The following is a 15,363-nucleotide window of genomic DNA, read 5'->3' as shown; positions in this document are numbered from 1 at the left end:
AACTGTCCGAGACGGGCACTTTGCCGGAATCGTCCCATGCCATTACCGTGGAGAGATGAGCAACGTCGCTTCCGGGGACCTCGCGGTTCTTCCCCCGGGGATGGGTGGCAGCGCAGCCGCCGAATTCGCACCGTTCGTGCGTGCTTTCGCACGGGCGTTCGGCACTCGCCGGGGTGCGGGCGCGGCGTTCACGCTGCACCGGCACGGAGAGCCGCTGATCGACATCTGGGTCGGTTCCGCTGGTGACGCTCCGTGGAACAGAGACACCGGCACGATCATCTTCTCGGCCACCAAGGGGATCGCCGCCACCGTCGTGCATCGTCTCGCCGACCGCGGGCTGCTCGACTATTCCGCCCCCGTCGCTGAGTACTGGCCGGAATTCGGCGCCAACGGCAAGCGCAAGATCACCGTCCGCCAGCTGCTCACCCACCGGGCGGGACTGTCCGCGCTGGCCCCGATCGCCACCGGCGGACTGGCCGACGTGCTGGATCACGAGCTCATGGAGCAGCGCCTGGCCGCGGCGAAGCCCGACCGCTCGCTCGGTGTGCCCACCTACCACGCGCTCACCTTCGGCTGGCTGGTCGGGGGCCTTGCCCGCGCCATCACCGGCACCAGCCTGGCCGAACTGATCCGCACCGAGGTCGCCGAGCCGCTCGGCATCGACGGCCTGTATCTCGGAAAGCCACCTGCCGGTGCGGCGATCACCTACGCGCCGCTCGCGGGCACCCAGCTGAGCATGCTCGGAAAGCCGCTGGGGGCCGCGGTTCTCGGCCGCAGCCACCGGATCCCCGGCGCGCTCGGCGCCGCCACCCGCTGCCTGTTCCTGCCCGGACTGGAAGCCATTCTCGAGGGCGCAAGCCCGCCGATCCTGGAGACCGAACTCGGCGCCGGCAACGGTGTGGCCACCGCGCCCGCGCTGGCCACGATGTACGGAGCGCTCGCGGGCGACGGCACCGTGGCGGGCGGCAGGTACCTCGGCCGTCGCACCATGAAGGCGCTGCGCCGCGTCGAGACCTATCAGCCCGACCGCGCCCTGTTCTACCTGCCGATGATGTGGCGGCTCGGCTATCACTCGCTGCCGGTGCCGGGCGCCCACGCCGGGTTCGGGCACATCGGTCTCGGCGGCTCATTCGGCTGGGCCGAACCCCGGCTCGGCCTGTCTGTCGGCTTCGTGCACAACCGGCTCTCCGCCGCGCAGCTCAGCTACGACCAGACGGTGGCATTCTGGCTGTTGCCGCTCATGATGAACTGCCTGCGCGCTTCCCGCCGCCGGATCCCGGCAACGGAGACGCCCAAGGCGGCCTGACCCCGCGGCGGTCCGGCTCGGGCCGGGTCGGTCCGGTGGCAGTCCGGCTGGGGTCGGGTTGACCTGGTGGTGGTCCGGGGCTCAGGGGGGTCGACCTGGCGGTCCGGCTCGGGTCTGGTCGGTCCGGTGGCGGTCCGGCTCGAGTGGGCGACCCGCCGTAGATCCGGCTCAGGTCAGGTAGCGGTAGGCCGGAGAATCGGGCTCGAGGCGCTCGCACTGGATCGGGGAATGGCGCATCCGCTCCAGCAGCGGCCCCAACCCATCCGGCGCGCCAAGTTCGATGCCGACCAGCGCCGCGCCCGTCTCCCGGTTGTTGCGCTTGACGTACTCGAACAGGGTGATGTCGTCCTCGGGACCGAGCACCTCGTTGAGGAAGCGGCGCAGCGCGCCGGGTTCCTGCGGGAAATCCACCAGGAAGTAGTGTTTCAGGCCGCTGTGCACGAGCGAACGCTCGATGATCTCGCCGTAGCGGGACACGTCGTTGTTGCCGCCGGACACCAGGCACACCACCGTCGAGCCCGGCTCCACGCTGATCTCCGCCAGCGCCGTCGTGGTGAGCGCGCCCGCGGGCTCGGCGATGATGCCCTCGTTCTGGTACAGGTCGAGCATGGTCGTGCAGATCGCGCCCTCGTCGACCTGCATCATCTGGAATGTGCCCGCGCCCCTCGGCGATTCGGTGGTGGTCAGCAACGGCAGCGAGGCGTGTGAGACCACTCGTCCGCCGAACCCGGCCACCGCGCCGTACGGCACGGCGCCGACCCGGCGCACCGCGGCGCCGTCCACGAACGGGTCGATCTCCGGCAGCGTGACCGGGCCCCCCGCAACCAGGGCCGCGGTCATCGAGGCCGCGCCCGCGGGCTCCACGCCCAGGATGGCGGTGCGCGGGGAACGCGCCCGCAGGTAGGTGCCGATACCGGCCAGGCAGCCGCCGCCGCCCACCGGCACGATCACCAGGTCGGGTGGGCCGGCCAGCTGCTCCAGGATCTCCGCGGCGATGGTGCCCTGCCCGGCCGCGGTGCGCGCGTCGTCGAACGGCGGCACCATGGTCGCGCCGGTGCGTTCCACGTCGTCGGCGGCGGCCGTGGCGGCGGCGTCGTAGGTCTCACCGACCGCGATCAGTTCTACGAACTCGCCGCCGTGCACGCGGATACGATCACGCTTCTGCTTCGGCGTGGTGGTCGGCACGTAGATGCGGCCCTTGATCCCCATCGCCTGGCAGGCGAACGCGACGCCCTGCGCGTGGTTGCCCGCGCTGGCCGCGACCACGCCTGCGGCGCGTTCCTCCTCGGTCAGCTGGACCACCAGGTTGTAGGCGCCGCGCAGCTTGTAGGAGCGGACCGCGCTGAGGTCTTCACGTTTCAGATAGACGTTCGCCCCGGTCAGCTTGGACAGTCGCTCGCTGTGCTGGAGCGGGGTCGGGTCGATGACGTCGGCAATTCGCTTGGCGGCAGCATCGATCTCGTCCGCGGTGAGCGCGGGGCGAGAAGCGGACAATGCGTCGAGGACATCAAGCGGATTGGACACCCCAATCATGGTGCCACCCGCCGTGCCCGTGAGCTGCGGCGGGTGGCGATGACACGCTGGCTACCTGCGTAGAACTACCTGGGTGTGAGGACGAAGACGGGGATCTCGCGGTCGGTCTTGGTCTGGTAGTTCGCGTAGTCCGGCCACACCTCGACCGCGCGCTCCCACCATTGCGCCTTCTCCTCGCCGAAGACCTCGCGCGCGGTGTAGTCCTTGTTGACCGTGCCGTCGCGCAGCTCCACATGCGGTTCGGCCTTGATGTTGTGATACCAGACGGGGTGCTTCGGCGCACCGCCCAGAGAGGCGACCACGGCGTATTCGCCGTTGTGCTCCACTCGCATCAGCGGCGTCTTGCGCAACTTGCCGCTCTTCGCGCCCTTGGTGGTGAGCAGGATGATGGGCTTGCCCTGCAAGGTCGCGCCCTCGGTGCCGCCGGAGTTCTCGTACTTCTCGGCTTGCTCGCGGGCCCAGTCGGATGTACTCGGTTCGTATTCACCTGTCAGTGGCATGTCTGCGGCAACATCGCGGCGATTCGATGTGTTCCCTGCGAACAAAAGTTCGCTGGCCCGAACTTCCGATTCCGACTACCCTGAGCAGATGGCGGTCGTTCACTCTTCGGCGCGCGGCACCACGATCGACATCGCCGGTAGCGCGTGGCCGGCCTACAAGCTCGACGCACTGATCGTCGGGCTCGCGACCTGCCTCGTCCTGGTGCTGATCACGGGCTCGCCGCAGATCGCGGTGCTCGCGGCGGCGGCGCTCGCGGCGGCGCGGTGGCTGGTCGGAATGGCCCTCGCTGGTCTCGGCGAGCGGCCCGGCGACACGCCGTAGCTCGCCCCGCATTAACGCTTCCCCGTCTCACGCGATGAATTCGAGTAGTCGAGTACGCGGGTTTCGGTGGGACACCAGCGGGAGGATCAGCGCATGAAACGCCTGGTTGTATGTTGCGACGGCACCTGGAAGGCCGAGTCGAGCAGCACGGTTTCGAACATCGTCAAGATCGCGCAGACGATCCGGTTCGACGCGCCCGGCCCGGCGGGGGAGACGATCCAGCAGTGGGTCACCTACGTCTCCGGCCCGGGCGCGCGCGGATTCCTCAGCGATCGCCTGATGGGCGGCGCCTTCGGGCTCGGACTCGAAGCGAATTTGTCGTCCGCCTACTGGCATCTCGCCCTGAACTGGGAAAAGGGCGACGAGATCTACATCTTCGGCTTCAGCCGCGGCGCCTTCACCGCGCGCAGCCTGGCCGGCCTGATCAGCCGGATCGGGATCATGACCCCGGAGGCGATGATCGCGGGCAAGTACCCGGACGCCTTGCGCATCTATCGGCAGCGCCCGCCCGCGCCGACGCCGGAAGACCCGGATCCGGCCGAGCCGGAGGAATGGCAGGAGTTCCGCCGGAAGAACTGCCGGAGAGCGAAGATCGATTTCCTCGGCGTGTTCGACACCGTCGGCGCGCTTGGCGTCCCCGGCGTCACCTCGCTGCGGCACCGCTTCCACGACGTCAAACTCTCCCGCCACGTGCACTGCGCCCGGCAGGCACTGGCCATCGACGAACGGCGGCGCAACTTCGAACCGTCCCTGTGGGAGGTGCCGGTCGAACCGACTGTGAAGTACCGGCGCGGTTTCGAGCGGGTCAAGCAGGTGTGGTTCCCCGGCGTGCACAGCGATATCGGCGGCGGCTACGCCGAATGCGGTCTGTCCGACGCGACGTTGCAGTGGATGGTCCGGGAGGCGGAGTCGGTCGGGCTGGCCTTCGACCGGGATCGGCTGGACGCGCTGTCGAAGCGCTGCCAGACCACCAACGGCGACCACATGCGGTTGCACGATTCTCTGAGCATCGGCTATCGCATCCTGAATCTGCTGCGGACGCTGCGCAACCCGCGAAGTCGCCGCTTCCACTGGGATTCCTGGCGGCGGATCCACACGCCCACCGATCAGGGCGTACGGCTGTCGGTCAGCACACAGGACGCGCTGGACTACCATCCCGCGAACCTGCGGCGCTGGCGCGAAGAGCTGGGCGGCGTGATTCCGGAGAAGACCTTCGAGCAGGTTCGCGGCGTTTTCGCGAAGGAACTCGAGCGGGTGACCGTGCTGGCCGACGCGCCCCCGCTCGAGCTCTCAGCGCACCAGTAGCGCGACGGGCAGCCTGCCGAACATCTTCTCCAGCCTCGCCCGGCCCTGGAAGGTGTGGCCGGTCAACCGGTCGGTCCAGCTGCCCGCGGGCAGGTCGAGGAAGGTGTCGCCCCACCCGCTCGAGGCCAGGCTCACGCTGTGCCGGGTGGCGGCGACGATCACCTCGGGCGGCTCGCCCGTGCGGCCGCGGGCGTAGGACACCACCTTGGCCGCGTGATCGCCGGTGGCGAACAGCGGCCGGTAGGTGCCGCCGACGAAGCAGTCGGGACGTTCGCGGCGCAACCACAGCGCGTAGGCGACGATCCACATCTTCGCGGCGCCGGTGGTGTCCAGCGCCGGTGTGCCGGTGAGCGATTGCAGCATGCCCGCGCGGGCGGCGAAGTCCACCGGCCTGCGGTTGTCCGGGTCGACGAGGGAGTCCTCCCACAGTTCGCAGCCCTGGTAGACGTCCGGGATGCCCGGACCGCACAGTTGCAGGAGTTTCTGCGACAGCGAGTCCGACCAGGCGTGCGGAGCCAGCTCGTGAACCAGGTCGCCGAGTTCGGAGCCCACCGGCCCGTCGATCACCGCGTCCAGCCACGCGTGCACGGCGGACTCGAACTCGGCGTCGGGCTCCTCCCAGGACGTCTTGGTGTTCGCCTCCCGAATCGCTTTCTCGGCGAACGCGTGCAGGCGTTCACGCAGGCCGGGAACCGAGGCGGCCGGCCTGCCGTCCGCGGGCCACACCCCGAACATGTTCTGCAGCAGGAACAGCGCCGTCGTCCCGTCCGGCGCCGGAGTGGTCTCCAGCCAGGAGTCGACGTTGCGCGCCCAGGTCTCCGCGGCCTGGGACAGCACGCCGATGCGGGCGCGTACGTCCTCGCCGCGTTTGGTGTCGTGCGTGGACAGCGTCGTCAGGGTCGCGGGCCACAGCTGCGCGCGCTGGCTGCTGGACAGGTGGAACTCGTTGAGCGAATGACCGAAACGCGCCGGGTTGCCGCCGACCTCCTGCAACGAGACCAGCCGCGCGGCCTGATAGAACATGGTGTCCTCGACCGCCTTCGCGGTCACCGCCCCGCAGACCTGGCTGAAACGCACCGCCGCGGCCCCGTCGGCGGCCAGCGCCGCCACCAGGACCGCCAGTGGCGCGGTGAGCTCGCTGTTGCGCTTTTCCACCTCGGCGATCACCGCGCCCGCCATCCCGGCCAGCGGCGCGTAGTCGGCCCGGTACACCGGCATGAACGCCAGCACCTCGATGGTGGCGTTGGTCAGCGCCATGGTGTCGAAACTCTCGGCGTTCGCGTCCTGTTTGATCGCGGCCACCAACCGCCGGATCTCCGGCGTCAGAATGGTCTCCGCGACCGCGCGCTTGATCCGGTGCTCGGTCTCGCCGATCCAGGCCCGGTCGCTGCCGTGCCCGGCGACCCGGCGTGAGAGTTCGGTGAGCGCGTGTTCCCCGCGCGGATCGATCAGCACGCCGCCGAAGTCGGCCAGCGCCTCGTAGCCGGTGGTGCCGTCGATCGGCAGCGTCGCGTCCAACGGCTCGCGGTTGGCCAAAATCTTCTCCACCAGCAGCAGCCGGTGCGGGCCGATCAGCCTGCGCAGGCGGGTGAGGTAGCCGGCCGGATCGGCCAGGCCGTCCGGATGGTCGATGCGCACGCCGTCGATGAGGTCGTGCTCGCACCACGCGGCGAGCTCCCGGTGGGTGACCTCGAAGACCTCGGCGTTCTCCTGCCGGATCGCGGCCAGGCTGCTGACCGCGAAGAACCGCCGATAGGTACACAGCCCGGCCTTCCAGCTCACCAGCCGGTAGTGCTGCTTGTCGTGGATGCGCAGGGCGTTGTCACCGTCGGTGCCCGGCGCGATGGGGAAACGCAGATCGTGCAGCGCGAGCATGGGTTCGGCGCCGGAGCGGTCCACGGTCAAGGCGGCCGGGTCGTTCTCGCTCTGCAACACCGGCAGTGCCAGCCGTCCGCCCGCGCCGTTGCCCGGGCTCCAGTCGATGTCGAAATACGGCGCGAATCTCGACTCCTGACCGTTCCGCAGGACGTCCCACCACCAGGCGTTCTGCCGCGGATCGGCCACGCCGACGTGATTGGGCACCAGGTCCACGATCAGTCCCATGCCGCGGCTGCGCACCTCGTCGGCGAGGGCCTTGAGCCCGGTCGGCCCGCCGAGGGCGGCGGAGACGGTGGTCGGATCGGTGACGTCGTAGCCGTGCGTCGAGCCGTGCGTCGCGGTCAGGATCGGTGACAGGTAGAGATGTGAGATGCCCAGCTGCTGAAGGTATTCCGCGATGGCGCGCGCTTCGGCGAAGGTCAGCGCGTCCGGTCGTAGCTGAAGCCGGTAGACGCTGCGGATCGTCGTCTGGCGGGCGGGCTTGCGTCGCAGGGATACCGGGTCGGTCACATGCATCTCGGTGGAATCGGGTGCGTTCATCGGCATTCGGGTCAGGCGGCCTGGCGGAGGACGAGGAGACAGCGGGCTTCGACGGCGACGGTCGCGCCACCGGGGTACCCGGCGTCGGTCAGGCCGGTCGGTGTCGAGCAATCCAATGCCACCGACCATTCCCCGCCGTCGCCGGTGCGCGGTAGCACGAAGTCGATAGCCGCGTCGTGGGCGTTGAAACACAGCAGGAACGAGTCATCGGTGATCCGTTCGCCGCGTGGACCGGGTTCGGGAATCGCCTCGCCGTTGAGGTAGACCGCCAGCGACTTGCCGAATCCGCTGTCCCAGTCCGCTTCGGTCATCTCCTCGCCGGACGGGGTGAGCCAGGCGATGTCGCGGGCGTCGTCCGCCGAACGGGTCGGGCCGCCCGCCAGGAAGCGGCGGCGCCGGAAGACGGGGTGCTCGGTGCGCAACGCGACCACCGCGCGGGTGAATTCGAGCAGATCGGCGTTCTGTTCCCGCAGCGACCAGTCCATCCAGGCCAGCGGCGAGTCCTGGCAGTAGACGTTGTTGTTGCCGCGCTGGGTGCGGCCCATCTCGTCGCCGTGCGCGAGCATCGGCACACCCTGGCTGAGCATCAGCGTCGCGAGCAGGTTGCGGCTCTGCCGGGCGCGCAGGGCGAGAACGGCCGGATCGTCGGTCGGCCCTTCGGCGCCGCAGTTCCACGAACGGTTCCAGCTCTCGCCGTCCCGGTTGTCCTCGCCGTTGGCCTCGTTGTGTTTCTCGTTGTAGGACACCAGGTCGTGCAACGTGAATCCGTCGTGCGCGGTGACGAAGTTGATACTCGCGCTCGGTCTGCGCCCGGTGGCCTCGTACAGGTCCGAGGAGCCGGTGAGCCGAGAGGCGAATTCGCCCAGTGTCGCCGGTTCGCCGCGCCAGTAGTCGCGCACGGTGTCGCGAAACTTGCCGTTCCATTCCGTCCACAGGCCGGGGAAATTACCCACCTGGTAGCCGCCCTCGCCGACATCCCACGGTTCGGCGATGAGCTTGACCTGGCTGACCACCGGGTCCTGCTGCACCAGGTCGAAGAAGGTCGACAGCCGGTCCACGTCGTGCAGTTCCCGCGCCAGCGTGGCGGCCAGATCGAAGCGGAAGCCGTCGACGTGCATCTCCAGAATCCAGTAGCGCAGCGAGTCCATGATCAGTTGCAAGGTGTGCGGGTGGCGCACGTTGAGACTGTTCCCGGTGCCCGTGTAATCCATGTAGTGCGAGGGATCGTCGTCGACCAGGCGGTAGTAGGCGGCGTTGTCGATGCCACGGAAGCCGATCGTCGGGCCGCGGTGGTTGCCCTCGGCGGTGTGGTTGTAGACCACGTCGAGGATCACCTCGATGCCTTCGGCGTGCAGCGCGCGCACCATCGCCTTGAACTCGGTGACCGCCGACCCGGCGCGGTCCATCGCCGCGTACCCGTTGTGCGGCGCGAGGTAGCCGAAACTGTTGTAACCCCAATAATTTCGCAGACCCTGGTCCAGCAGTACACGGTCGTGCAGGAACTGGTGTACCGGCATCAATTCGATCGCGGTGACGCCCAACCCCTTCAAGTGATCCACGATCGCGGGGTGCGCGATCCCCGAGTACGTGCCGCGCAACTCCTCGGGCACCTCGGGATGGGTCATCGTCATGCCCTTGACGTGCGCCTCGTAGATCACGGTCTCGTGGTAGGGGCGGTTGGGCGCGCGGTCGGCGCCCCAGTCGAAATACGGGTTGATCACCACGCCGGTCATGGTGTGGCCGAGCGAGTCCAGCCCGTAGGTGTAGAGCGAGGGGTGATCGTCGAAGTCACCGTCGAAAGCCTTGCCGTACGGATCGAGCAGCAACTTGCTCGGGTCGCAGCGCAATCCACGGTCGGGGTCGTATGGGCCGTGCACCCGGAATCCGTAACGCTGACCAGGATCGATCGCGGGTAGGTAGGCATGCCAGACGTAGCCGTCGACCTCGTCGAGCGCGATCCGGGTCTCGGCGCCGTCCCCGGCGATCAGGCAGAGTTCGACCGCGTCGGCAACCTCCGAGAACACCGAGAAATTGGTACCCGCGCCGTCGTAGGTTGCCCCGAGGGGATAGGCGGTGCCGGGCCAGACACCCAGTGGGGTCGCGTCGCCGGGCGCTGCGTCGGGCTGAGCCATGGCAACGACAGTAGCGCCAGCCGGGCGCCGCGCACCGCGGGTGGTTCCGGCCGACCGGATCAGTCGAGGTCGGAGGCATTTTCCAGCCGGCGGCGGCGGTAGCCGAGAAGTACCGCGACGCGTGCGAGTCCGCCGGGCACGGCCCGTTGCGGGAAGGCCGGGATACCGGCGACGCTGCTGAAGCCGGCGTGTGCCTCAGCCCCCGGGCGTGAGCGACCGCCGCCAGGTCTGGCCGACCAGGTCGTGCCCCCAGCTGTGATGCGGGCTCTGGTCGACGAGTTCGAAGCCGGCACGCTGATAGACGCGCCGCGCCGCGCTGAGTACGTCGTTGGTCCACAGCACGATCTCGCGGTATCCCGCCGCGGCGGCGAAGCGCAGGCATTCGTCGACGAGCGCGGAACCGACGCCGAGGCCGCGGGCGGTGGGCTCGACCAGCAGCAGCCGCAGCCGCGCGGTGGTGTCGTCCTCGCGCACGCAGAAGACGCTGCCCACCGGGCGGCCGTCCGCTTCGGCGATCCAGGCGCGCTCGCGCTGCTCGTCACGGGAAGCCAGATAATCGGCCACGATGCGCACGATCAGTTCCTCGTAGGTCGCGTCCCAGCCGTATTCGTTCGCGTAGAGCTCCGCATGGCGCTGGATCACCCAGCCGTAATCGCCGAGGCGCGGGGATCGCAGCGACACGGCAGGGGTGTCGGCGGGCTGGTCCAGAATTCGCTGGATGGTTCGCATCGCCGTGATCAGCCGGGCCCGGGTCGCTCGCGGTTGCGCGTCCAGCAGCGCGCCGACTTCGTCGCTGGAGCGTTGATCCAGCGTCGCGAAGACCGCCCTGCCCTGGTCGGTCAGCCGGACCTCTTGGCGGCGGCCGTCGGTGCCGGAGCGATTGCGCCGCACCAGGCCGGACTGTTCGAACCGGGCCAGGATGCGGCTGAGGTAGCCCGGGTCCAGGTCGAGGGCGTGGCGCAGCGCGACCACTTCGGTCGCCTCGGATCCGGCCAGCTCGAACAGGATTCGGGCCTCGGTCAGTGAGTACCGGCTGTCGTGCAGGCCCTCGCCCAGTACGCCGATCACCCGGGTGTAGAGGCGGTTGAATTCACGGACGGCGGCGATGTCGGCGGGGGCGGCGGCGGTCACGTCGGCTCCAATCTTTGACTTTGTCAAAGATTATCCCGGGGAGACGCGGCCGGGCATGGAAACGGCCGCACTCGGCCCACCCCCGGCGGACCCACCCGGCTCGGGTGCTAACTTGAACGGCGTTCAAGCCGCCCCGGACGGCCGGGGCCGTGACGCGAGGATTCCTGTGGCACTGACCCCCGACGAGATCACCGCACTCGACGCCGAGCATGTCTGGCATCCCTACGGTGGCTTCCCCGCGACGACCGAACCACTGGTGGTGACCGCCGCCGCGGGCACCAGGCTGACCTTGGCCGACGGCCGCGAACTGGTCGACGGGATGAGTTCCTGGTGGGCCGCCATCCACGGTTACCGGCATCCGGTGCTCGACGCCGCGCTGGTCGCGCAGTCGCGGCGCATGAGTCATGTGATGTTCGGCGGGCTCACCCACGAGCCCGCGGCCCGGCTGGCCGAACTGCTGGTCGAATCGACGCCGGCCGGGCTGGACAAGGTGTTCCTGTGCGACTCCGGCTCGGTGTCGGTCGAGGTCGCCGTGAAGATGTGCCTGCAGTACTGGCGTTCGGTGGGGAAACCGGAGAAGCGGCGACTACTCACCTGGCGCGGCGGGTACCACGGCGACACGTTCACACCGATGAGCGTGTGCGACCCCGAGGGCGGCATGCATTCGCTGTGGACCGACATCCTGGTGAACCAGGTGTTCGCGCCGGCGCCGCCGAGCGAGTACCGGCCGGAGTACGCGGCGGAACTGGAGCGCCTGATCGCCGCGCACGCGGGCGAACTCGCGGCGGTCGTCGTGGAGCCGCTCGTGCAGGGCGCGGGCGGGATGCGCTGGCACCACCCCGGCTACCTCACCGACCTGCGCAGGCTGTGTGACGAGCACGGCGTGCTGCTGGTCTTCGACGAGATCGCGACCGGATTCGGCCGCACCGGAACGTTGTTCGCGGCCGACCGCGCGGGCGTCGGCCCGGATGTGATGTGCGTCGGCAAAGCGCTGACCGGCGGCTACCTGACCCTCGCCGCCGCGCTGTGCACCACGCGGATCGCCGAGACGATCAGCGCGGCGCACGGCGGGCTCATGCACGGCCCCACCTTCATGGGCAATCCGCTGGCCTGCGCCGTAGCCGTCGCGTCGATCGAGTTGCTGCGCTCGCGCGACTGGCGCGGCGAGGTGGCCGGGATCGAGGCGGAGCTGACGGCGGGCCTGGCCCCGGTGCGCGACCTGCCGGGCGTGGTGGAGGTGCGGGTGCTCGGTGCCATCGGCGTGATCGAGCTGGACCGTCCGGTCGACATGCGCGCCGCGACCGACGCCGCGGTGGCCGCCGGGGTGTGGTTGCGTCCGTTCCGCAATTTGGTGTACACCATGCCGCCGTTCATCAGCACGTCCGGCGACATCGCGACGATCACCGCCGGGATGCGCGCCGCGGTGGCCGCGCAACCCGGTCGGTGACCCCTCAGGCGATCCACGGCGGCACGATCGTGCCGCCGCTGTCCGGTGTTCCGGCCCGGGCGCCCGCCGGAGCGGCGACGATGGCGGTGAAGCCTTGTTCGGTGCGCACCTGCCGCAAGACGTTCGCCGGGAGGATCGCCGTATCGCCCTCGGCGACGGTGAGTTCGGTGCCGTCGAGTGCGATGTCGATGTGTCCGGCCAGCACGGTCCAGATCTGCTCGGCATCGATGAAGTGCAGCGGTCCGCTCGTGTCCGCGGGCACCTCGACTCGCCACAACGCGAGCCCGGAGCCGCCCTGGGTGGGGGAGGCGAGCGTGGTCATGACGCCGCCCGGGGTTTCGGTGCGGCGGGTGTCGGAGTGTCGGATGACGGGCATCGGGCTACCACCTAAGATAGACAACATGGTTGTCTATATAGTCAACGAGGTTGTCCATCATGTCAAGTGACGCGGGCGGTTACGAGTTGCCGCTGCGCATGCTGCTCGGCTTCCGTGCCGTGATCGACGAGGTCCACGTCGAACTGGCCGAGCACGGTCATGCCGAGTTGCGGCCGATGCACGGCTTCCTCTTCCAGGCGGTCGGCCGCGCCGGCGGGCCCCACGGTTGCACGGCCGCGGACCTCGGGCGTGCGCTCGGCGTCTCGAAACAGGCCGCGGGCAAGCACATCGAGACGCTCGAGCGGCTGGGCTACCTGCGTCGTGGACACGATCCGACCGACGCGCGGCGCAAGGTCTACACGCTGACCGAGCGCGCCGAGGACGTACTGACCCGGTCTGCGCGCGCCTTCGACCGGATCCATGACCGCTGGGCGGACCTGCTCGGCACGGACCGGCTGGCGGAGTTGGAGCGCGATCTGCGCTTGCTGACGCCCGGCGAGGTGTTCCGGCTCGATACGCCGCCGAATTGGTTCACCGGTCCGTGAGCCGGTCGTGTCAGCCGCTCCTGATGTCCGGGCGATCGCTGTCGGACACCATCTCCCATACCCGGAAGATGCAGTGGTAGTCGTCCGCCCAGCCGCGCACCATCAGCAAGTAGGTGTCGCCGTCGCGCAGGACGATGCGGCGGCCGCGCAGTTTGGGATGCTCGGGGGTGTAGGTGGGCAGCACGCCGGCCAGCTTCGCCAGCGCCTGTGCGCGCGTGCCGACCACTTCCGTGAGAATCCGGGGTGACCAGCGCTTGTGCTCCCCCGAGCCCGTTGTTTCCTCGACGACTATCGCCCACCGCGGCATCCGGCCGTGTTCCTCCCCGGTGAAACTTCGTCACCGCGGGCCGGTGACAACCACCAACGATGGCTCAACGGTACCAGCGGGCCGGTGGGCGGGCGTCCTGAACAGCGTTCAAGTATGCTGCGGAGCTGTGAATACCGATCCGTTGAGCTGGTTGGACGAACGCGCGGACGCGCGGGTGGCCGCGGGCCTGCGTCGCGAGCTGCGCCCGCGCGCCGCCCGGGCATCCTCGATCGATCTCGCCTCCAACGACTACCTGGGCCTGGTCCGCCACCCCGAGGTGATCGAAGGCGCGATCGAGGCGGTGCGCCGCTGGGGCGCGGGGGCCACCGGGTCGCGCCTGGTCACCGGCACCACCGCCGAGCACGAACTGCTGGAGACGGAGCTGGCCCAATTCGTCGGCGCCGAAGCGGGACTCGTGTTCGCCTCCGGCTACGCGGCGAACCTGGGCGCGGTCACCGCGCTCGCCGGGCGCGGCTCGCTCGTGATCTCCGACGCCGGTAGCCACGCCTCGCTGGTGGACGCGTGCCGGCTGTCGCGCGCCAGGGTGGAGATCGCACCGCATCGCGACGTCGCGGCGGTGGACCGGCTGCTGTCGGAGCGCACCGAGGAACGCGCGCTGGTGCTCACCGATTCGGTCTTCAGCGCCGATGGCGATCTCGCCCCACTCGCCGAACTGCACCGGGTGACCAGGGCCAACGCGGCGGTACTCGTGGTGGACGAGGCGCACGGCCTCGGCGTGCGCGGCGCGGGCGGGCGCGGCCTGGTACACGAGTCGGGCCTGGCCGGTGCGCCGGACCTGGTGATCACCGCGACGCTGTCGAAATCCCTCGCCGCGCAGGGCGGTGTGGTGCTGGCCAGTGCGCGGGTACGCGCCCACCTCATCGACGCGGCGCGCACGTTCATCTTCGACACCGGTCTCGCGCCCGCCGCCGTCGGCGGCGCGCGGGCCGCGCTGCGCCTGCTGCGCTCCGAACCGGAACTGGCCGGACGGGTGCTGGACCGTGCCGCCGACATCGCCCGGATCGCCGGGGTCCCCACGCCGCCGTCGGCGGTGGTGTCGGTCGTCCTCGGCCCGGCGCAGGTGGCCTTCGACGCCGCCCAGGCCTGCCGGGCGCGCGGGCTCGACGTGGGCTGCTTCCGTCCGCCGACGGTTCCGGAAGGCACGTCGCGACTGCGCTTGACCGCGCGAGCGAGCCTCACCGCGGCCGAACTCGATGCCATCGCGACGGTGCTCGGTGAGGTGCTGGCCGAGGCGCGGGAAGCGGTACCCGCATGACCGTCCTGCTGATCACCGGAACCTCCACCGACGTCGGCAAGACCGTCGTCACCGCCGCCGTCGCGGCCCTCGCCAGGGCGAACGGTCGTTCGGTGGCGGTGTGCAAGCCGGGCCAGACCGGTGTCGCGGTCGGCGAACCCGGTGACCTCGCCGAGATCCAGCGGCTCTCCGGTGTCAGCCGGACGGTCGAACTCGCCCGCTACCCGGACCCGCTGGCGCCCGACACCGCCGCCCGCCGCGCCGGGCTGCCGGAGCTGACACTCGCCGATACCTCCGCCGCCGTCGATTCCCTGACCGACGCCGACCTCGTTCTGGTCGAAGGCGCGGGTGGCCTACTGGTGCGCCTGGGCGATTTCACCTTGCTCGACCTCGCCCAGAAACTCGGCGCACCCGTCCTGCTGGTCACCGCCGCCGGGCTGGGCACGCTCAACCACACCGAACTGACCACCCGCGCACTGCAATCGGCTGGCGTGCGGTGCGCGGGCCTGGTGATCGGTTCCTGGCCCGCCGAACCGGACCTCGCCGCCGAGTGCAACCGCACCGATCTGACCCGCGTCACCGGCGTCGAGCTGGTGGGTTCGGTGCCGGAAGGCGCGGGCGGCTGGCAGCGTGCGCGATTCACCGCCGCCGCACCGGGCTGGTTCGATCCCGCCTGGTCGCCTTTTCGCTGATGGGTCGCGAATTCGTCGAGCGGGGTGCGCCGGTGGCGCGGAGGTGATCGGGCGCGGACACGCCGACCGAGTGCGCTCGAAGTTGCGGTGACAC

The 15,363-nt window shown here is 69.8% G+C and carries 14 protein-coding genes; 7 read left to right on the top strand and 7 right to left on the bottom strand.

The genetic code is table 11. The annotated features are described in order from the left end of the window. The first annotated feature begins 55 nt into the window (after window positions 1–55). Window positions 56–1,306, top strand: coding sequence for a serine hydrolase domain-containing protein (locus ACFU5M_RS07495; protein ID WP_379045333.1), 1,251 nt, complete (start codon window positions 56–58; stop codon window positions 1,304–1,306). 168 nt (window positions 1,307–1,474) lie between these two features. On the opposite strand, the gene ilvA is transcribed toward ACFU5M_RS07495, so the two are convergent. After that, on the bottom strand, window positions 1,475–2,830 hold the full coding sequence (gene ilvA, locus ACFU5M_RS07490) for a threonine ammonia-lyase IlvA (protein ID WP_379045330.1): 1,356 nt from the start codon (window positions 2,828–2,830) through the stop codon (window positions 1,475–1,477). Between the two features lie 74 nt (window positions 2,831–2,904). Next, window positions 2,905–3,339 (bottom strand): nitroreductase family deazaflavin-dependent oxidoreductase, encoded by a 435-nt coding sequence (locus ACFU5M_RS07485; RefSeq protein ID WP_379045327.1) that lies wholly within the window; start codon window positions 3,337–3,339, stop codon window positions 2,905–2,907. A gap of 88 nt (window positions 3,340–3,427) precedes the next feature. On the opposite strand from ACFU5M_RS07485, the gene ACFU5M_RS07480 reads away from it, so the two are divergent. Both ACFU5M_RS07480 and ACFU5M_RS07475 read left to right on the top strand, forming a co-directional pair. Next, window positions 3,428–3,661, top strand: a complete 234-nt coding sequence (locus ACFU5M_RS07480) for a hypothetical protein (RefSeq protein ID WP_379045324.1) — start codon at window positions 3,428–3,430, stop codon at window positions 3,659–3,661. A gap of 93 nt (window positions 3,662–3,754) precedes the next feature. Next, window positions 3,755–4,966 carry a DUF2235 domain-containing protein gene (locus ACFU5M_RS07475; protein WP_379045321.1) on the top strand — a complete coding sequence of 404 codons (1,212 nt, stop codon included), beginning with the start codon at window positions 3,755–3,757 and terminating at the stop codon, window positions 4,964–4,966. Here the strand turns inward: ACFU5M_RS07475 and treY are convergent. From treY to ACFU5M_RS07460, 3 genes are all read right to left on the bottom strand, one after another. Further along, a complete protein-coding gene (treY, locus tag ACFU5M_RS07470; protein ID WP_379045404.1) occupies window positions 4,952–7,360 on the bottom strand; it encodes a malto-oligosyltrehalose synthase in 2,409 nt (802 codons plus the stop codon). The two genes, ACFU5M_RS07475 and treY, sit on opposite strands and share 15 nt — an antisense overlap. A gap of 35 nt (window positions 7,361–7,395) precedes the next feature. After that, window positions 7,396–9,516, bottom strand: a complete 2,121-nt coding sequence (gene glgX / locus ACFU5M_RS07465; RefSeq protein WP_379045318.1) for a glycogen debranching protein GlgX — start codon at window positions 9,514–9,516, stop codon at window positions 7,396–7,398. Window positions 9,517–9,711: 195 nt separating this feature from the next. After that, window positions 9,712–10,647 (bottom strand): GNAT family N-acetyltransferase, encoded by a 936-nt coding sequence (locus ACFU5M_RS07460; protein WP_379045314.1) that lies wholly within the window; start codon window positions 10,645–10,647, stop codon window positions 9,712–9,714. Between the two features lie 166 nt (window positions 10,648–10,813). Here ACFU5M_RS07460 and ACFU5M_RS07455 point away from each other — a divergent pair, with 166 nt between their 5' ends. Continuing rightward, window positions 10,814–12,094 carry an adenosylmethionine--8-amino-7-oxononanoate transaminase gene (locus tag ACFU5M_RS07455; protein ID WP_379045311.1) on the top strand — a complete coding sequence of 427 codons (1,281 nt, stop codon included), beginning with the start codon at window positions 10,814–10,816 and terminating at the stop codon, window positions 12,092–12,094. Between the two features lie 4 nt (window positions 12,095–12,098). Here the strand turns inward: ACFU5M_RS07455 and ACFU5M_RS07450 are convergent, their stop codons facing one another. Beyond that, window positions 12,099–12,470 carry a cupin domain-containing protein gene (locus ACFU5M_RS07450; protein ID WP_379045308.1) on the bottom strand — a complete coding sequence of 124 codons (372 nt, stop codon included), beginning with the start codon at window positions 12,468–12,470 and terminating at the stop codon, window positions 12,099–12,101. A gap of 59 nt (window positions 12,471–12,529) precedes the next feature. Between ACFU5M_RS07450 and ACFU5M_RS07445 the strand changes: the two genes are divergently transcribed. After that, a complete protein-coding gene (locus ACFU5M_RS07445) occupies window positions 12,530–13,015 on the top strand; it encodes a MarR family winged helix-turn-helix transcriptional regulator (RefSeq protein ID WP_379045305.1) in 486 nt (161 codons plus the stop codon). Window positions 13,016–13,025: 10 nt separating this feature from the next. Here the strand turns inward: ACFU5M_RS07445 and ACFU5M_RS07440 are convergent, their stop codons facing one another. Next, window positions 13,026–13,322 carry a hypothetical protein gene (locus ACFU5M_RS07440; RefSeq protein ID WP_379045302.1) on the bottom strand — a complete coding sequence of 99 codons (297 nt, stop codon included), beginning with the start codon at window positions 13,320–13,322 and terminating at the stop codon, window positions 13,026–13,028. Between the two features lie 127 nt (window positions 13,323–13,449). On the opposite strand from ACFU5M_RS07440, the gene ACFU5M_RS07435 reads away from it, so the two are divergent. After that, window positions 13,450–14,598 (top strand): 8-amino-7-oxononanoate synthase, encoded by a 1,149-nt coding sequence (locus ACFU5M_RS07435; protein WP_379045299.1) that lies wholly within the window; start codon window positions 13,450–13,452, stop codon window positions 14,596–14,598. Then, the gene (gene bioD, locus ACFU5M_RS07430) at window positions 14,595–15,269 is read left to right on the top strand and encodes a dethiobiotin synthase (RefSeq protein ID WP_379045296.1); all 675 of its coding nucleotides are present in this window, start codon (window positions 14,595–14,597) and stop codon (window positions 15,267–15,269) included. Before ACFU5M_RS07435 ends, bioD begins: the two co-directional genes overlap by 4 nt. Window positions 15,270–15,363: the final 94 nt, after the last annotated feature.

Origin of the sequence: Nocardia sp. NPDC057455 (assembly GCF_042802775.1) — a bacterium.
Taxonomy (GTDB): domain Bacteria; phylum Actinomycetota; class Actinomycetes; order Mycobacteriales; family Mycobacteriaceae; genus Nocardia.
The sequence above is the reverse complement of the archived record's forward strand: the minus strand, read 5'-3'. Positions and strand labels throughout refer to the sequence as shown.